Source organism: Marinobacter sp. DSM 26671, from assembly GCF_900112835.1.
GTDB classification, from domain to species: Bacteria; Pseudomonadota; Gammaproteobacteria; order Pseudomonadales; family Oleiphilaceae; genus Marinobacter; species Marinobacter flavimaris.
Window position 1 is genome coordinate 30,814 of sequence record NZ_FONF01000014.1, and the last position, 14,766, is coordinate 45,579.

General features: G+C 57.9%; 13 protein-coding genes and 1 riboswitch. Of the genes, 9 read left to right on the plus strand and 4 right to left on the minus strand.

Features of this window, described 5'->3' with window-relative positions:
- Positions 1 to 34 precede the first annotated feature (34 nt).
- Entirely contained in the window at positions 35 to 982 is a 948-nt protein-coding gene (gene lpxL, locus BM035_RS15195) for an LpxL/LpxP family Kdo(2)-lipid IV(A) lauroyl/palmitoleoyl acyltransferase (RefSeq protein WP_075267653.1), read from the minus strand.
- 121 nt (positions 983 to 1,103) lie between these two features.
- Here lpxL and waaA point away from each other — a divergent pair, with 121 nt between their 5' ends.
- Complete coding sequence (waaA, locus tag BM035_RS15200) at positions 1,104 to 2,357, plus strand: lipid IV(A) 3-deoxy-D-manno-octulosonic acid transferase (protein ID WP_008170840.1); 1,254 nt, start codon at positions 1,104 to 1,106, stop codon at positions 2,355 to 2,357.
- A 48-nt stretch (positions 2,358 to 2,405) separates the two neighbouring features.
- Here the strand turns inward: waaA and BM035_RS15205 are convergent, their stop codons facing one another.
- A complete protein-coding gene (locus BM035_RS15205) occupies positions 2,406 to 3,809 on the minus strand; it encodes a TolC family outer membrane protein (protein WP_092032935.1) in 1,404 nt (467 codons plus the stop codon).
- A gap of 175 nt (positions 3,810 to 3,984) precedes the next feature.
- Positions 3,985 to 4,098, plus strand: a riboswitch (TPP riboswitch).
- Between the two features lie 77 nt (positions 4,099 to 4,175).
- Here BM035_RS15205 and thiC point away from each other — a divergent pair.
- The 4 genes from thiC to cpdA all read left to right on the plus strand — a co-directional run bounded on the left by thiC (position 4,176) and on the right by cpdA (position 8,226).
- Positions 4,176 to 6,053, plus strand: coding sequence for a phosphomethylpyrimidine synthase ThiC (thiC, locus tag BM035_RS15210; protein ID WP_092032939.1), 1,878 nt, complete (start codon positions 4,176 to 4,178; stop codon positions 6,051 to 6,053).
- Between the two features lie 61 nt (positions 6,054 to 6,114).
- Positions 6,115 to 6,732, plus strand: a complete 618-nt coding sequence (locus BM035_RS15215) for an NUDIX domain-containing protein (protein ID WP_008170832.1) — start codon at positions 6,115 to 6,117, stop codon at positions 6,730 to 6,732.
- Positions 6,732 to 7,217 carry a DUF1249 domain-containing protein gene (locus tag BM035_RS15220; protein WP_008170830.1) on the plus strand — a complete coding sequence of 162 codons (486 nt, stop codon included), beginning with the start codon at positions 6,732 to 6,734 and terminating at the stop codon, positions 7,215 to 7,217. Before BM035_RS15215 ends, BM035_RS15220 begins: the two co-directional genes overlap by 1 nt.
- Positions 7,218 to 7,419: 202 nt before the next feature.
- On the plus strand, positions 7,420 to 8,226 hold the full coding sequence (gene cpdA, locus BM035_RS15225; RefSeq protein WP_008170828.1) for a 3',5'-cyclic-AMP phosphodiesterase: 807 nt from the start codon (positions 7,420 to 7,422) through the stop codon (positions 8,224 to 8,226).
- On the opposite strand, the gene metE is transcribed toward cpdA, so the two are convergent.
- A complete protein-coding gene (gene metE, locus BM035_RS15230; protein ID WP_092032942.1) occupies positions 8,220 to 10,499 on the minus strand; it encodes a 5-methyltetrahydropteroyltriglutamate--homocysteine S-methyltransferase in 2,280 nt (759 codons plus the stop codon). The two genes, cpdA and metE, sit on opposite strands and share 7 nt — an antisense overlap.
- Before the next feature lie 119 nt (positions 10,500 to 10,618).
- Here metE and BM035_RS15235 point away from each other — a divergent pair, with 119 nt between their 5' ends.
- The 3 genes from BM035_RS15235 (at position 10,619) to BM035_RS15245 (ending at position 13,338) form a co-directional block, all read left to right on the plus strand.
- Complete coding sequence (locus BM035_RS15235) at positions 10,619 to 11,509, plus strand: LysR family transcriptional regulator (RefSeq protein ID WP_092032944.1); 891 nt, start codon at positions 10,619 to 10,621, stop codon at positions 11,507 to 11,509.
- A 46-nt stretch (positions 11,510 to 11,555) separates the two neighbouring features.
- Entirely contained in the window at positions 11,556 to 11,948 is a 393-nt protein-coding gene (gene gcvH, locus BM035_RS15240) for a glycine cleavage system protein GcvH (RefSeq protein WP_092032947.1), read from the plus strand.
- Between the two features lie 193 nt (positions 11,949 to 12,141).
- Positions 12,142 to 13,338, plus strand: a complete 1,197-nt coding sequence (locus BM035_RS15245; RefSeq protein ID WP_092032949.1) for a class I SAM-dependent rRNA methyltransferase — start codon at positions 12,142 to 12,144, stop codon at positions 13,336 to 13,338.
- Between the two features lie 54 nt (positions 13,339 to 13,392).
- On the opposite strand, the gene BM035_RS15250 is transcribed toward BM035_RS15245, so the two are convergent.
- Entirely contained in the window at positions 13,393 to 14,049 is a 657-nt protein-coding gene (locus BM035_RS15250) for a histidinol-phosphatase (protein ID WP_053114358.1), read from the minus strand.
- Between the two features lie 173 nt (positions 14,050 to 14,222).
- Between BM035_RS15250 and BM035_RS15255 the strand changes: the two genes are divergently transcribed.
- Positions 14,223 to 14,753: an RNA pyrophosphohydrolase gene (locus BM035_RS15255; RefSeq protein WP_041644941.1), complete on the plus strand. Its 531-nt coding sequence runs from the start codon at positions 14,223 to 14,225 to the stop codon at positions 14,751 to 14,753.
- The last annotated feature ends 13 nt before the right edge of the window (positions 14,754 to 14,766 follow it).

A 14,766-nucleotide genomic window follows, 5' to 3' on the forward strand; every position in this document is an offset into this window, starting at 1 on the left:
GTATTGCCGGCCTCCGTGTTGCCTGAGTTCGTTATTACCGGCGTTTGTAGAATCCCGGATCGTTCTCATCAGGGCGGGTCTTGAAGCGCCGGTGCATCCACAGATATTGATCCGGGGCGCGCCGCACTTCTCGCTCGATAGTCTGGTTGATCAATGTTGCATCCTGAAGATCGTCCCCGCTGGGAAAGCTCTCAAGGGCAGGATGGAAGTAGATGTCGTAACCCGGACCATCGTCACGTCGGAAATGACTGAACGGGACGACCTTGCAGCCGCTGCGCTCCGCGATCCTGGACGTAGCGGTAATCGTGCCCGCCGGTATTCCGAAGAAGGGCGCAAAGACAATATCCTTGCGGCCGTAATCCTGATCGGTGGCATACCAGACGGCCCGGTTTTTCTTAAGGCTGCGAAACAGGCCCCGGAGGTCCTTGGCGCCGAGCACGTTGCCATACCGGCGTTCACGGGCTCTCGTCATCACGGCGTTCATCAAAGGGTTGTTATGGTCCCGCTGCATCACGTCTGCTTCAATGAACTCGGTCACCAGGCTCCCGCCCAGATCCAGAGTGCTGTAATGGCCTCCCAGTAATAAAACGCCTTTGCCCTGCGCCAGAGCATGCTCGAAATGCTCAAGGCCATGGACCTGTGTGATGCCTGTCAGTTTGGCTGGATCGCGGAACCAGGCGATGCCAATTTCCAGCAAGCCAATACCATTGGCAATAAACGCTTTCCGAACCAGCGCAGATTGCTGAGCGGCCGTGAGTTCCGGGAAGCACAGCCGAATGTTCACCTCGGCGATGTGCCGACGTTCCCGGGCAAGGCGGAACGCCAGCAGTCCCGCCAGTTTGCCCAGCCACCACTGAACGCGTATTGGCAGCCGGGACACACACCACATCAAAAAGACTCCCAGCCAGGTGGGCCACCATCGGGGATGGCGGTAGGCCGAGTAATCCGTGTTTCGCGGTATTTTGCGGTATTTCGTTTTCACGTAAAGCCGGTCCTGCAAAGTCTGAATCGATTGATGGTGGCACAATGGCCCGAGCCATCAATCGGAAGCAAATCAATAGGTTTTGCGCTATGATAGCGCACTGTTTTGCCCGGAGTCCTGTGTGCTGCAATTTATCTATTCCCAGCTTATTAGGCTGATTCTGCCGTTCATTCTGCTGCGCCTGTGGTGGAACGGACGTCGAGCTCCGGAACTCAGGCGCAACTGGTACCAGCGCTTGGGCATTGTGCCCCGGGCTAGCGGCACGGTTGTGTGGGTTCATGCTGTCTCGGTGGGTGAAACCATAGCGGCAGCGCCCATGGTTCGACGATTGCTGGCCCGGAACCCGGGTATCACCATCCTGATGACAGCCATGACCGACACCGGCCTGGCCCAGGCACGCAAGATGTTTGGTGATCAGGTGCAGTACGCCTACGCACCCTATGATACGCCGGGCGCCATCCGGCGTTTCCTGGATCGCGCCAGCCCGCGAATACTGGTCATCATGGAAACCGAAATCTGGCCGAACATGATTCGTCAGTGCCGGGCTCGCCGGGTTCCGGTGTTTTTGATCAACGCCCGCCTGTCAGAACGATCCGCCCGGGGCTATGAGCGTATTCGCGGCCTCGCAGCCCCAATCATGCGCAGTATCAGTTGGGTGGCGGCCCAGGCAGAGAAAGACGCCGAGAGGTTTCGGCGAATTGGCGTTGCGCCTGAGAAAGTGGCCGTAACGGGTAGTGTCAAATTTGACGTTGATATCCCTGAAGATGTGCGAGCTGCGGCTATGGCGCTCCGACAGGAGCTGGCGGGGCGGCCAGTCTGGATTGCCGGCAGCACCCACGGCAGCGAAAACGATCAACTGCTGGCGGCTCATGGAAAAGTTTTGGCAGAACATCCAGGCGCTCTGCTGATCCTGGTTCCGAGACACCCCGACCGCTTTGAGCCTGTGGCAGAAAAAGCGGTCAAGGAGGGGCTGACTCTGGCCCGTCGCTCCCTTGGAGAGGGCCCTGCCCAGGCCCAGGTGTATCTCGGAGATACCATGGGGGAGCTGATGATGCTTTACGGCGCCAGTGACCTGGCCTTTGTAGGCGGCTCACTGATCGAGCGCGGCGGCCACAACCCCCTCGAACCCGCCGGATGGGGTATTCCGGTGTTTTCAGGCCCGCATATCTTTAATTTCGAAACTATATACCAGAGCCTGCTGAATGACCGGGGCGTTAAACTGGTTACCGATGCAGATGATCTGGCCGCTCACGTGTCGTCTCTTTTTAGTGACGGTCAGGAACGTGAAGCGATTGGTCAGCGAGCCCTGGAAGTGGTGAACAAGAACCGCGGGGCGTTAGACAAGGTGGTTGATGGGATTATTGAGCGGGTGTGATACATCCGCCCAAAAGATGCGGGCGAGCCTTCGGGCCCGCCCTGGTGGTTACTGGGTAGGATCGTCCAAGGTTTTCTTCTCGTTGGCCAGAGCCTCGATCCCGGGGGCAGCGGCGCTCAGCCAGTTGTTCAGGTCGATCAGATCCCGAGGGGTCAGGATTCCGGCGGCCTGTTTGAGCTGAAGCGAGTTGATCACATAATCATAGCGGGCGTTGGCGTAATCCCTCAGGGCTACGTAATAGGCCCGTTCCGCATCCAGCACTTCCACAATATTGCGCGTCCCAACCTCATAGCCGGCGCGGGTGGCGTCCAGGGCGCTGCGGCGGGAGATGATGGTCTGTTCCAGCGCCGAAGCGGTCTCTATATTGTTGTTGACCGTCAGGAACAGGCTCCGGGTATTCACGCGTACGTCCCGGCGCACCGTATTCAGGTCCTGTTCGGCGGCGGTGAGCAGCGAGCGCTGTTCCCGGACGCCGGCCTGGGTGCCGCCGCCCGTGTAGAGCGGGATGGTCAGTGACAGTGAGGCAATGGACTGGTTGCCCTCCTGCTGAGTAAAAAGGGCGTTCTCCAGACTGGTCTCCTGGTATGAGGCGCTCAGGTCAAGGGTCGGCAAATGACCGGACTTTGCCGCTTTCAGGGTGGCTTCGCTGGCATTGAACTGCCTCAGGGCTGCCTGAATGGACCAGTTCTGCTCCACGGCGGTTGTTTCCCAGGAAGTCGGATCCATGGGCTCCGGCCGTCCGAGCGGAAAATTCTGCCTGAGGTTTTCCATGACCTCGGGATATTCGCCGGTTAACCGGGCCAGTTGTTCCCTGGCCACATTCAGGTCGTTGTCGGCGGCGATGCGCTGGCTCCTGGCATCGTCGTAGCTGGCACGCGCTTCATAGACTTCGGTGATGGCAATGAGCCCCACGTCAAACCGTTCCCGGGCCTGTTCGTACTGGCGCTGGATGGCCGTTTCAGTCGCTTTCGCGGTTGTGACGGTGTCCCTGGCGCGCAAGACACCGAAGTAGGCGGTTGCCACGTCGAGAATCAGCTGTTGCTGGGCCAGGTTGTACTGGGCCTCGGCCGCCTCGGTCTGGAACTGGCTGGCTTCGTAGCTGAACCAGTCTTGAGCCCGGAACAGTGGCTGAGTCAGCTCGACGCCGTAGCGGTAGGTTCGATAACTGTCTCCCGAGAAGAGTTGCCGCGTCAGCTCATCGGCGTTTGCCCCCCCGGGTATATTCCTGGGCTCGAAACTTGTGTAGCTTGCTGACCCAACCGCCGAGATTTTGGGCAGCAGGGCGCTCTTGCTGACATCGCTGGTTGCCTGCTGCGCCTGGAACTGCGCCAGGGACGAGGCAATGCCGGAGTCATAGGACAGTGCCTTTTCATAGGTTTCCATCAGATCCAGAGAGAACGCAGGCTGGGCTGCGAGCAGGCTGATCAATCCTGGAAGTAAACGCTTATTCATTGCTTCTCCTGAAAAACTATCTCCGGGTATCCCTGATCTGGATAGGGGGTTCGGAAGGCCTGTATTCAAGGTATGGGCCGGTGCCGACGGTGACCCAAAGGTATTGGTTGCTCATTATGGACAATAAACGCCTCCGCTTCTACACTTGCAGAGTTCACTCATTTTGTGAGCAGTTCGCGTCTTGACGGGGTGCTGATACACCGAAAACCGGTGGTTGGCTGAGATTGCAGTGCGGAACCCGCAACCTGATCCGGATAATACCGGCGTAGGGATTAAGACCATTCAAAACGTGCTGGTTCCAGCCTCTTCCGTACCGGAAGGCCCGTCATACGCGACCCGACAACCCTCCAATACCGGGAGCAGACCATGACGGACTTGCCAGCCTATCTCAGTGAATCCGCAGCGGCGGATTCCGCCGCCATCAAACCATTATCAGGCTCACGAAAAGTATACGTGCAGGGTAGCCGATCCGATCTGCGGGTACCTATGCGGGAAATTACCGTGCAGGACACGCCCACGGAGATGGGCGGCGAGCCGAACCCTCCGGTGGTTGTGTACGATACGTCCGGCCCGTACACAGATCCTGAAGCTGCTATTGATCTTCGTAAAGGTCTCAAACCAGTCCGCGCCGCCTGGATCGCCGAACGCGGTGATGTGGAACAGCTTCCGGACTACTCTTCCGGGTTCACCCGCCGCCGCATGAAAGACCCCCAGCTTGACCCGCTGAGGTTCATGGACGAGCGAAAACCGCTACGGGCCAAACCTGGCCAAAACGTTTCCCAGATGCACTACGCCCGGCAGGGTATCGTGACCCCGGAGATGGAGTACATCGCCATCCGTGAAAACATGAAGCTGCAGGAGGCCCGGGAACAGGGTCTGCTGAAAGACCAGCATCCCGGACAGTCCTTCGGTGCGGGCCTGCCGGACCAGATTACCCCCGAATTCGTCCGGGACGAAGTGGCTCGCGGCCGCGCCATCATCCCCGCGAACATCAATCACCCGGAATCCGAGCCGATGATCATTGGCCGTAACTTTCTGGTGAAGATTAACGGCAACATTGGCAACTCAGCGGTCAGCTCCTCCATTGAGGAAGAAGTCGAGAAACTGACCTGGGGCATCCGCTGGGGCGCCGATACCATCATGGACCTGTCTACCGGCAAGAACATCCACGAGACCCGGGAATGGATCATCCGCAACTCCCCGGTACCCATCGGCACCGTGCCGATTTACCAGGCCCTGGAAAAAGTCGGCGGCGTGGCCGAAGACCTGACCTGGGAAATCTTCCGGGACACCCTGATTGAGCAGGCCGAGCAGGGGGTGGATTACTTTACCATCCACGCCGGCGTCCGCCTGCACCATGTGCCTATGACTGCCAAGCGCACCACAGGCATCGTCTCCCGGGGTGGTTCGATCATGGCCAAATGGTGCCTGGCTCACCACAAGGAAAGCTTCCTGTACGAGCACTTCGAAGACATCTGCGAAATCATGAAAGCCTACGATGTCTCTTTCAGCCTCGGCGACGGCCTGCGCCCCGGCTCCATCGCCGACGCCAACGACGCAGCCCAGTTCGGCGAACTGGAAACCCTGGGTGAGCTGACCAAAATTGCCTGGAAACACGACGTCCAGTGCATGATCGAAGGCCCCGGCCACGTGCCCATGCATCTGGTAAAAGAGAACATGGACAAGCAACTGGAATGCTGCGACGAAGCCCCGTTCTACACCCTCGGCCCGCTGATCACCGATATTGCGCCGGGCTATGATCACATTACCTCCGGCATCGGCGCGGCGATGATCGGGTGGTATGGCTGCGCCATGCTCTGCTATGTGACCCCCAAAGAGCACCTGGGCCTGCCCAACAAGGACGACGTGAAAACCGGCATCATCACCTACAAGATCGCCGCCCACGCCGCCGACCTGGCCAAGGGCCACCCGGGCGCCCAGATCCGCGACAACGCCCTCTCCAAGGCCCGCTTCGAGTTCCGCTGGGAAGACCAGTTCAACCTCGGCCTGGACCCGGACACGGCCCGCGCCTACCACGACGAAACCCTGCCGAAGGAATCCGCCAAGGTGGCCCACTTCTGCTCCATGTGCGGCCCGAAGTTCTGCTCCATGCAGATCTCCCAGGAGGTTCGGGATTATGCCAGGGAGCATGGCCTTGATGAGGTATCCGCAGTGGATGCCGGCATGCAGGAGAAATCCCGGGAGTTCGTGGAGTCTGGGAGTAAGCTTTACGACAAGGTTTGAACTTGAAGTAATACCCAACTAAAGGCTATCGTTCCAAGTCGATTCAACGACCGGACAAAAAATGGCCAAACCGTTCCAGTTCAACGCCGACGACGTCAACGTCGAAAAACGTGAAACCGTCTTCCAGGGCTTCTTCCGCATGGATAAGCTCTGGTTGACCCATCCGCGTTTTGACGGCCGGGACATGCCGGTGTTTACCCGAGAACTCTTCATTCGTGGCGATGCCACCTGTGTACTTCCCTACGACCCGGAACGGGACGAGGTAGTCCTTCTTGAGCAGTTCCGTCTTGGTGCCCTGGGTCGTGATCAGTCGCCGTGGCTGCTGGAGCTGGTGGCTGGTATGAACGAAGACGGCGAGAGCCCTGAAGAAGTCGCTCAACGCGAGGGCCAGGAAGAGGCCGGACTTACCTTTGAGCCGCTGGAAAAAATCTGCGATTACCTGGTGTCACCCGGCGGCAGCACGGAAATGATTCACCTTTATTGCGGGTGTGTCAGCACCGCGGATGCCGGTGGTCTGTATGGTATGGAACATGAACATGAGGATATCCGTGCCCATGTGGTGTCATCCGACGACGCCATAGCGATGATCCACGATGGTCGCATCAACAACGCGGCCGCCATTATAGCCCTGCAGTGGCTCGAGCTGAATCGGGCCCGTTTGAGGAAAGGGTGGCAGTGATGGGCGAGTGGACCATGAAACCCAGGCGGTATGTTCCGGATCTCAGACAGCTCGGCGCCTTGTGTGACGGAAACTATCAGCGGCTCCGTAAGCTGAGGCAGCTGGAGGTGGACGGCAAGCCCGTGTGCGAGTTCGAGCTGCATCGGGAGAACCACTACCTGGGACGAGTCCGGATTCAGGTGCTCCAGACAGCAAAGTTCACCGAAACCCTGTTGCTTGAGCAGGTCCATAATTCCGGTCGTTGGTTAAACAACCCTCAAATGACCGTACGGGTCTACCACGACGCCAGCATGGCGGAAGTGATCAGCTGCTACCGTGATCGCCAGATTGCTCCCGTCAACGATTACCCCAATCGCTTCATGCACCATCCGGATGAAAAGGTCCAGGTCAACGGCTTCCTCGCCGATTGGCTGGATTACTGTCTCAGGTTTGGTCACCTGCCCATGGAACATGCAGCCTGGTCTGCCGGCGAAGGCGTCGACTGAGGCGGTTCGATACACGCTTATCCTGTACTAAAGTGGTGTGGCTATGGCGCACCGATGTGCCATAGTTGTCAAAAATTGCAATATATCGTCTAAGCCTTGCCAGAATGTGACCCGGGTTCGATTCGAAAGTGATAAATCTGTGAATCGGCGTCGTACACTTGTTATCAGACCACGTATTGCCAGCGAGTAGATCCAGAACGCCATGACCACGAAGGAAAAAAACCGGCCACTGCGGGTACTGCAGCTGACTGATCCGCACCTGATGGCGCGTGCCGACGGAGATCTGTTGGGCGTTAGAACCCGGGAAAGCCTGCAGGCGGTTATTGCAGAGGTATTGAAAGTGCACGGTCAGCCGGATCTGATTCTGGCTACCGGGGATCTCGCTCAAGACGGGTCGGTGGAAGCGTACCGAGTCTTTGGTGAGAGCCTGAAGTCTTTCTCCTGTCCCTCAGTCTGGATCGCTGGTAATCACGATCATATCGATAACCTGCTCCAGGTTTCTCGCGAGTACAACGCTTCTGATCGTCACGTGATTCAGGGTGGCTGGCAGTTTGTGATGCTGGATTCCTCTGTGCCCGGCAAGGTTTTCGGCGCTTTGGCTGAATCCGAACTGGCGTTCCTCTCGGAGACGCTTGAGCAACATCCGGACATACCGGCAGTGATTGCACTCCATCATCATCCGGTGGATATCGGCTCCGACTGGATGGAGAAAATTGGCCTAACCAATCGCGATGCGTTCTGGCAGGTGCTAGATCGATTTCCTCAGGTCAGGATCGTGTTGTGGGGGCATATCCATCAGGAGCACGAGCGCGAGCGCAACGGCGTGCAGCTGTTGGCCACGCCGTCCACCTGCATCCAGTTTACTTCCGGTTCCAGTAAGTTCTCGGTTGAGGATTTACCGCCCGGTTACCGCTGGTTCGAATTCCACGATTATGGCGACTTCGCAACGGAAGTCCGCCGGGCCGAGGATTTCCAGTTCGAGCTGGATCAGAACAGTTCCGGTTACTGAATACTTTCTCTGAGTTCCCGAGCGGCGGCGACCATGCCTTTCAGGGCAGGGCGGACCTCCTCCCACTGACGGGTCTTCAGGCCACAGTCTGGGTTCACCCATAGCCGCTCTGCTGGTATCCGCTCTGCCGCCTTTATCATCAATGATCGAATCTGCTCGCTGTCGGGAATATTCGGCGAGTGTATGTCATAGACACCGGGCCCGATGTCGTTCGGGTAATGGAAACCACGGAAGGCATCGAGAAGCTCCATGTCCGACCGGGAGGTCTCGATGGTAATCACATCAGCGTCCATCCGGGCGATGGCTTCGATAATGTCGTTGAACTCCGAATAGCACATGTGGGTGTGGATCTGGGTTTCGTCTCGAACGCCGTTGGCAGATATCCGGAATGACTCGATGGCCCAGTCCAGATAGTTCTTCCAATCGGCTTGCCGCAGCGGCAAGCCCTCCCGAAGGGCGGCTTCATCGATCTGGATAATTCGGGCGCCCGAGGCCTCCAGATCCAGCACCTCCTCCCGGATGGCCAGTGCCAGTTGAAGGCAGGTCTCTCGCCGTGGCTGGTCGTCCCGCACGAACGACCAGTTGAGGATGGTGACAGGTCCGGTCAGCATGCCCTTCAGAGGCTTTTTCGTGAGCGACTGGGCATAGCGGATCCATTCGACGGTCATGGCTTTCGGGCGAGATATGTCTCCGAACAGGATGGGTGGTTTCACGCATCGCGAGCCGTAGGACTGAACCCACCCGAACTGACTGAAGGCATAGCCGTCCAGTTGTTCGCCGAAATATTCGACCATGTCGTTTCGCTCGGCTTCGCCGTGAACAAGCACATCGAGCCCCAGGGCCTCCTGCTCGACAATGCAGCGACGAACCTCTTCGCGAATCCGGGCGTTGTATTGCGGCTCCTTTAGCTCACCCTTTCGGAACTGCAAGCGGGTCTGGCGGATATCCCGTGTTTGGGGAAAGGACCCGATGGTGGTTGTCGGGAAGCGGGGTAGGCCAAGCTTCCGTTGCTGTATGGCGATGCGGTCCGGGAAACGGCTTTGCCGCTGACCGAGTGCCGGGCTGACGTCGGCGAGACGGGCCTGCACAGAAGCGCTGTGAACTTGTTCGGATGTTGCCCGACTGTTGACGGCTACCGTCGATTCCGCCAGTTGTTCGCGAACGGCCGCTCTTCCATTACTCAACGCTGTGGCGAGAGTCTTCAGTTCATCCAGTTTCTGGACGGCGAATGCCAGCCAGCTGCGGATTTCCGGGTCAAGCTTGTCTTCACTCGTTAGATCGACAGGCACATGAATCAGTGAGCAGGATGGCGCGAGCCAGAGACGATTCCCCAACTTTTCATAGACCGGTTCGAGCCAGTCGAGGGTCTTCTCCAGATCCGATCGCCAGATATTCCGGCCATTGATAACGCCCAAAGAAAGTTGCTTGTGGGGCGGTAGCCAGTCGACCACACGGGGGACTTCCTGTGGGGCACTGATGGCATCGAGGTGGAATCCGGCCACGGGTAATTCACAGGCCAGCTGCAGATTTTCTCGCAATTCACCGAAGTAAGTGGTTACCAACAACTTCGGCGTGCTTGTCTTGAGGTGGTGATAAGCGAGGCTGAAGGCGTGGCGCCAGTCCGCATCCAGGTCGGTCACAAGCGCGGGTTCGTCTACCTGAACCCACTCAACGCCACGGTCTGCTAACAGTTCCAGAAGCTCTGAGTACACGGGCAGTAGCGACTCCAGCAGCAACAGTCGGTCGCTGTCGTCTTTGGCTTTGCCAAGCCAGAGATAGGTGACGGGGCCGATAATCACCGGCTTTGGTGTCACTCCTTGGGCTCGCGCCTCGTCGATCTGATCGATTAGTCGGTTGCCATTGAGTCGAAAGCGGGTGTTCTGGTGGAACTCGGGCACGATGTAGTGATAGTTGGTGTCGAACCATTTGGTCATTTCCCCTGCCTGAACACCACAGCAGGCTGATTCCTGCCCGGAACGCCCCCGGGCTACACGGAAATAACGGTCGAGTTCGCTGCCTTTGGTGTCGTTCACCCGCTCAGGCAGGTTGCCCAGGGTGACACTCATATCCAGTATCTGGTCGTAAAAGGAGAAGTCTCCGACGGGCACTCGGTCCAGTGGGTGTTGGTTCTGCCAATGCCTGCGCCGGAGATCAGCACCGGTAATCTGCAGATCCTCCTCGCTTATCTGGCCTTTCCAGAATGCTTCCTGGGCAAACTTCAGCTCGCGGCGGGCCCCGATTCGTGGGAAGCCGAGATTGTGGGTGGTTACCATGGTGTGTCCTCTGCTTGATTCTGTGATTTTGAAGAAAGTGCAGAGTATCCATCTGGCGGAATGAAAAATAATGGTATTATTTCAGCGATCAATGAATATTAGTCATGTAAAGGGTGCTAATGATCGAGCGAAGCCATCTGGAAATTCTCCGGGCAGTGAATCAGCAGGGGTCTTTGACGGCGGCCGCCGAGTGCCTGCACTTGACGCAATCTGCCCTCAGCCATTCCATCCGTAAGCTGGAACACCAGTTGGGTACCGACGTCTGGGTGCGGGAAGGGCGGCAGTTGCGACTGACCCAGTCGGGGGAATACCTGCTTTCACTGGCCAACAGGCTGCTGCCGCAGTTGGAGCACGCGGAGATGCTGATCGGCCAGTTTGCCAGGGGGCAGCGTGGCACGCTGCGTATCGGAATGGAGTGCCATCCATGCTATCAATGGCTGTTGAAAGTAGTCGGGCCCTATCTGGAGAGCTGGCCCGGGGTGGATGTGGATGTAAAACAGAAATTCCAGTTTGGCGGCATTGGCGCCCTGTTCGGTCACGACATCGACATGCTGGTAACTCCAGACCCCCTGCAGCGCCCGGGCCTGGTTTTCGAGCCGGTGTTCGACTACGAGCAGGTGTTGGTGGTGGCTGCGGACCATGCTCTGGCGGACAAGGCATGGGCTGAACCCGGGGATCTGGAGAAAGAAACCCTGATCACCTACCCGGTGGAGATCGAACGTCTGGATATCTACACGCGGTTCCTGCTTCCGGCCCACGCCAGTCCCGCGCGGCATAAAACCATCGAGACCACCGATATCATGTTGCAAATGGTCGCGGCAGGGCGCGGGGTGGCCGCGCTCCCACGCTGGCTGGTCGAGGATTACGGTACTCGGATTCCGGTTCGGCCGGTTCAGCTGGGGGAAACGGGGATTCCGAAACAGATCTTTTTAGGACTTCGTGAGCGGGATCGGGAGGTGGATTACCTGAATTCGTTCATGAAGCTGGCACGTGAGGTTCGCTGGAATTAACCTCTTCAGTTAAACTGCGCAAAAAATTCGTTCAGGAAACCAGACTATGAGTGAGATACCCGCAGACCTGAAATACATTGAGACCCATCAATGGGTTCGCGTGTCAGACGATGGCACGGCGACTGTCGGTATTACGGATTTTGCCCAGGAGCAACTGGGTGATGTGGTATACATCGGTGTTCCGGATGTGGGCGCAACGGTTAACGGAGGAGAGGAAGCCGGGGTCGCTGAGTCTGTGAAGTCGGCTTCGGATGTGTTCAGCCCGGTGACCGGTGAGGTTATCGAGGTGAATGAGAGCCTCGAGGACGAGCCGGAGAAGGTCAACGAAGATCCCTACGGTGACGGCTGGCTTTACAAGGTGCGGCTTGACGATGCTGGTGAGCTGGATGGCCTGATGGATTCTACAGCTTATGCGGAGCATGTGGCGGCCGAGGAATAACACTTCCGCTTGGGAGGCTGGCCTGACGGGGCGGGCCTTCCAAAACACGCTGTGAATACGTCCCTGTACGCTTGGCTCCGCCATCCCTGGCTCCGCACAGTTTTGGAAGGCCCGCCCCGTCAGCCCGTCATACATCGGTATCAGTTTCAACTCATCTTGTATAATCCCTGTCTTTCCTTTCCAGGTGGTCTTTATGAATTTTCCGGTTCTGTATCTTCGAAAAGGCGCAGAGCGCCGTCTCCGTGCTGGCCATCTATGGGTTTACAGCAATGAGGTGGACACCCGCCGCAGTCCGCTGACGGAATTCGAGGCCGGTGTTCAGGCGGAGCTTCGGGCGTCGAACGACAAGCCTCTGGGTACAGTGTTCGTTAATCCCCATGCGCTGATTTGTGGCCGGCTGATCAGTCGGGATCCGGGCCACGGTATGACGCCCCAGCGGTTGACCCAGCGGATGGAGGCTGCGCTTGCGCTCAGAGAACGGCTTTTCGACAAGCCGTTTTACCGTTGGGTGTTTGGCGACAGTGACGGGCTTTCGGGGTTGGTGATTGACCGGTTTGATTCCACGGTGGTGGTGCAGATTTCCACGGCCGGTATGGAAGCGATGAAGGAGGCAGTTGTTCGGGCAGTTCAGCGGCTGGTGCACCCGGCGGCGATCATCCTCAAGAACGATGGCAAGATGCGCAAGGTGGAAGGGCTGGATACCTACGTGGAGCAGGCCCATGGCGCTGAAGTCAGCTTGTTGGAGGTGGAGGAGAACGGTGTCCGGTTCGAGGTACCTTTGGAAGGCGGGCAGAAGACGGGCTGGTTCTATGATCATCGGATGAATCGTGCCCGTTTGCAGGCTTATGCGCCGGGTAAGCGGGTCCTGGATGTGTTCAGTTACGTTGGTGGCTGGGGTATCCAGGCAGCCTGTGCGGGGGCCACCCAGGTGACCTGTGTGGACAGTTCGGCCAGTGCCATTGATTCGGTCCACCACAACGCCAGACTCAACGGCCTGGACAATGTGGAAACCATTGAGGGCGATGCTTTCGAAGCCCTGAAGGCGCTGGCGGATGAGAAGGAGAAGTTTGATGTGGTGGTTCTCGATCCGCCGGCACTGATTCCCCGGCGCAGGGACCAGAAGGCGGGTGAAGAGGCCTATGCCCGGCTGAACCAGCTCGGTCTGCGGTTGCTGGAGCGCGATGGGATACTGGTTTCCGCGTCCTGTTCGATGCATCTCTCGCAGGAGAAGCTGGTGGACATCATTCGAGGCAGCGGCCGCAAGATCGACCGCTTTGTCCAGTTGCTCGAGCAGGGGCATCAGGCTCCGGATCACCCGGTGATTCCGGGCATCCCCGAGACCGATTACATCAAGTCCTGCTTTGTACGCTCACTAACAGGCTTCTTCTGAAGCATTTGAAGTCGGGGTCAGATGAAAGCTTTCATCTGACCCCATATTCACATTTCAGCCTCTCAGTGACATCACTTTCCAGCCGTTGTCCCGGGCAAATTGCTCCAGGGTCGGGTCCGGGTCGACGGCTACCGGGTTGTCCACTTTTTTCAGCAGCGGCAAGTCATTGTGGGAGTCGCTGTAGAACCAGGCCCCCTCGAGTGTCCTGTTATGGGCACTCAGCCAGTCATCCAGTCGCGCGACTTTGCCATCCTGAAAGCTCGGAGTGCCGGCCACTTCGCCTGTATAACGGCCGTTGACAAGCTCGGGCTCGGTGGCAATCAGATGTTCGATGCCGAGGGCCTCGGCAATGGGTTCAGTCACAAAACGGTTGGTGGCGGTGATGATCATCAGGGTGTGACCCTGCTCCCGGTGGCTGTCCAGCAGCGTATTCGCAGTGGCCTGCATCATGGGGCGTACTTTTTTCTCCATAAAGGCTTCCCGCCACGCCAGTAGCTCTTCCATGTTGTGACTGGCCAAAGGCTGAAGGGCAAACCCCAGGTAGTGCAGAATATCCAGCTCGCCGTTCAGGTATTCCTGATAGAAGCGGTCGTTGGCAAGGCGGTATTCCTCGGCATCGACAATGCCTTCCTCCACCAGAAATTCGCCCCAGGCGTGGTCGCTGTCTCCGGCTAAAAGGGTGTTGTCGAGATCAAAAATTGCGAGCGTCAAGCGGCTACCTCCGGTGATCACAGGGCTTGCAGTAAAACGCCAAGTCTATCATGACCTGTCCCCAACGGCTCCGTTTGCCGAACCCTTGGGATTCTGTAAGAATGAGAGCAACTTGGACAAATCCGACCGGTGAATTTTTGTACCGGTCAACCGACTTTTGAGAGGACTGTGCCGTGATCGATTCAGACGGTTTCAGACCCAACGTCGGAATCATTCTGGCCAATCACAGAGGAGAAGTTCTCTGGGCAAGGCGAATAGGGCAGGACTCCTGGCAGTTTCCCCAGGGTGGCATCAAACATGATGAATCCCCCGAGGATGCGCTGTACCGGGAGCTTGGAGAGGAAATCGGCCTCTGTGCAAACGATGTGGAAATCATCAGCTGCACGCGAGGCTGGCTGAGGTATCGACTCCCGAGGAGGATGGTACGCCAAAACTCCCACCCCGTTTGTGTGGGCCAAAAACAGAAATGGTTCCTGCTGAGGATGTTATCGCCGGACGCGCAGGTTTGCGTGGATGGTACGGATTCACCGGAGTTCGACGGCTGGCAGTGGGTAAGCTACTGGTATCCGTTGGGGCAGGTGGTTTCATTCAAGCGAGAAGTGTATCGACGCGCGCTGAGAGAGCTTGCGCCGCGACTGTTCTACAACATGGAGCAGTGGCATCGGGCGGAGCAGAATCGGCGTTTACAGGAACACCAGAAATGACGGACTGACACCG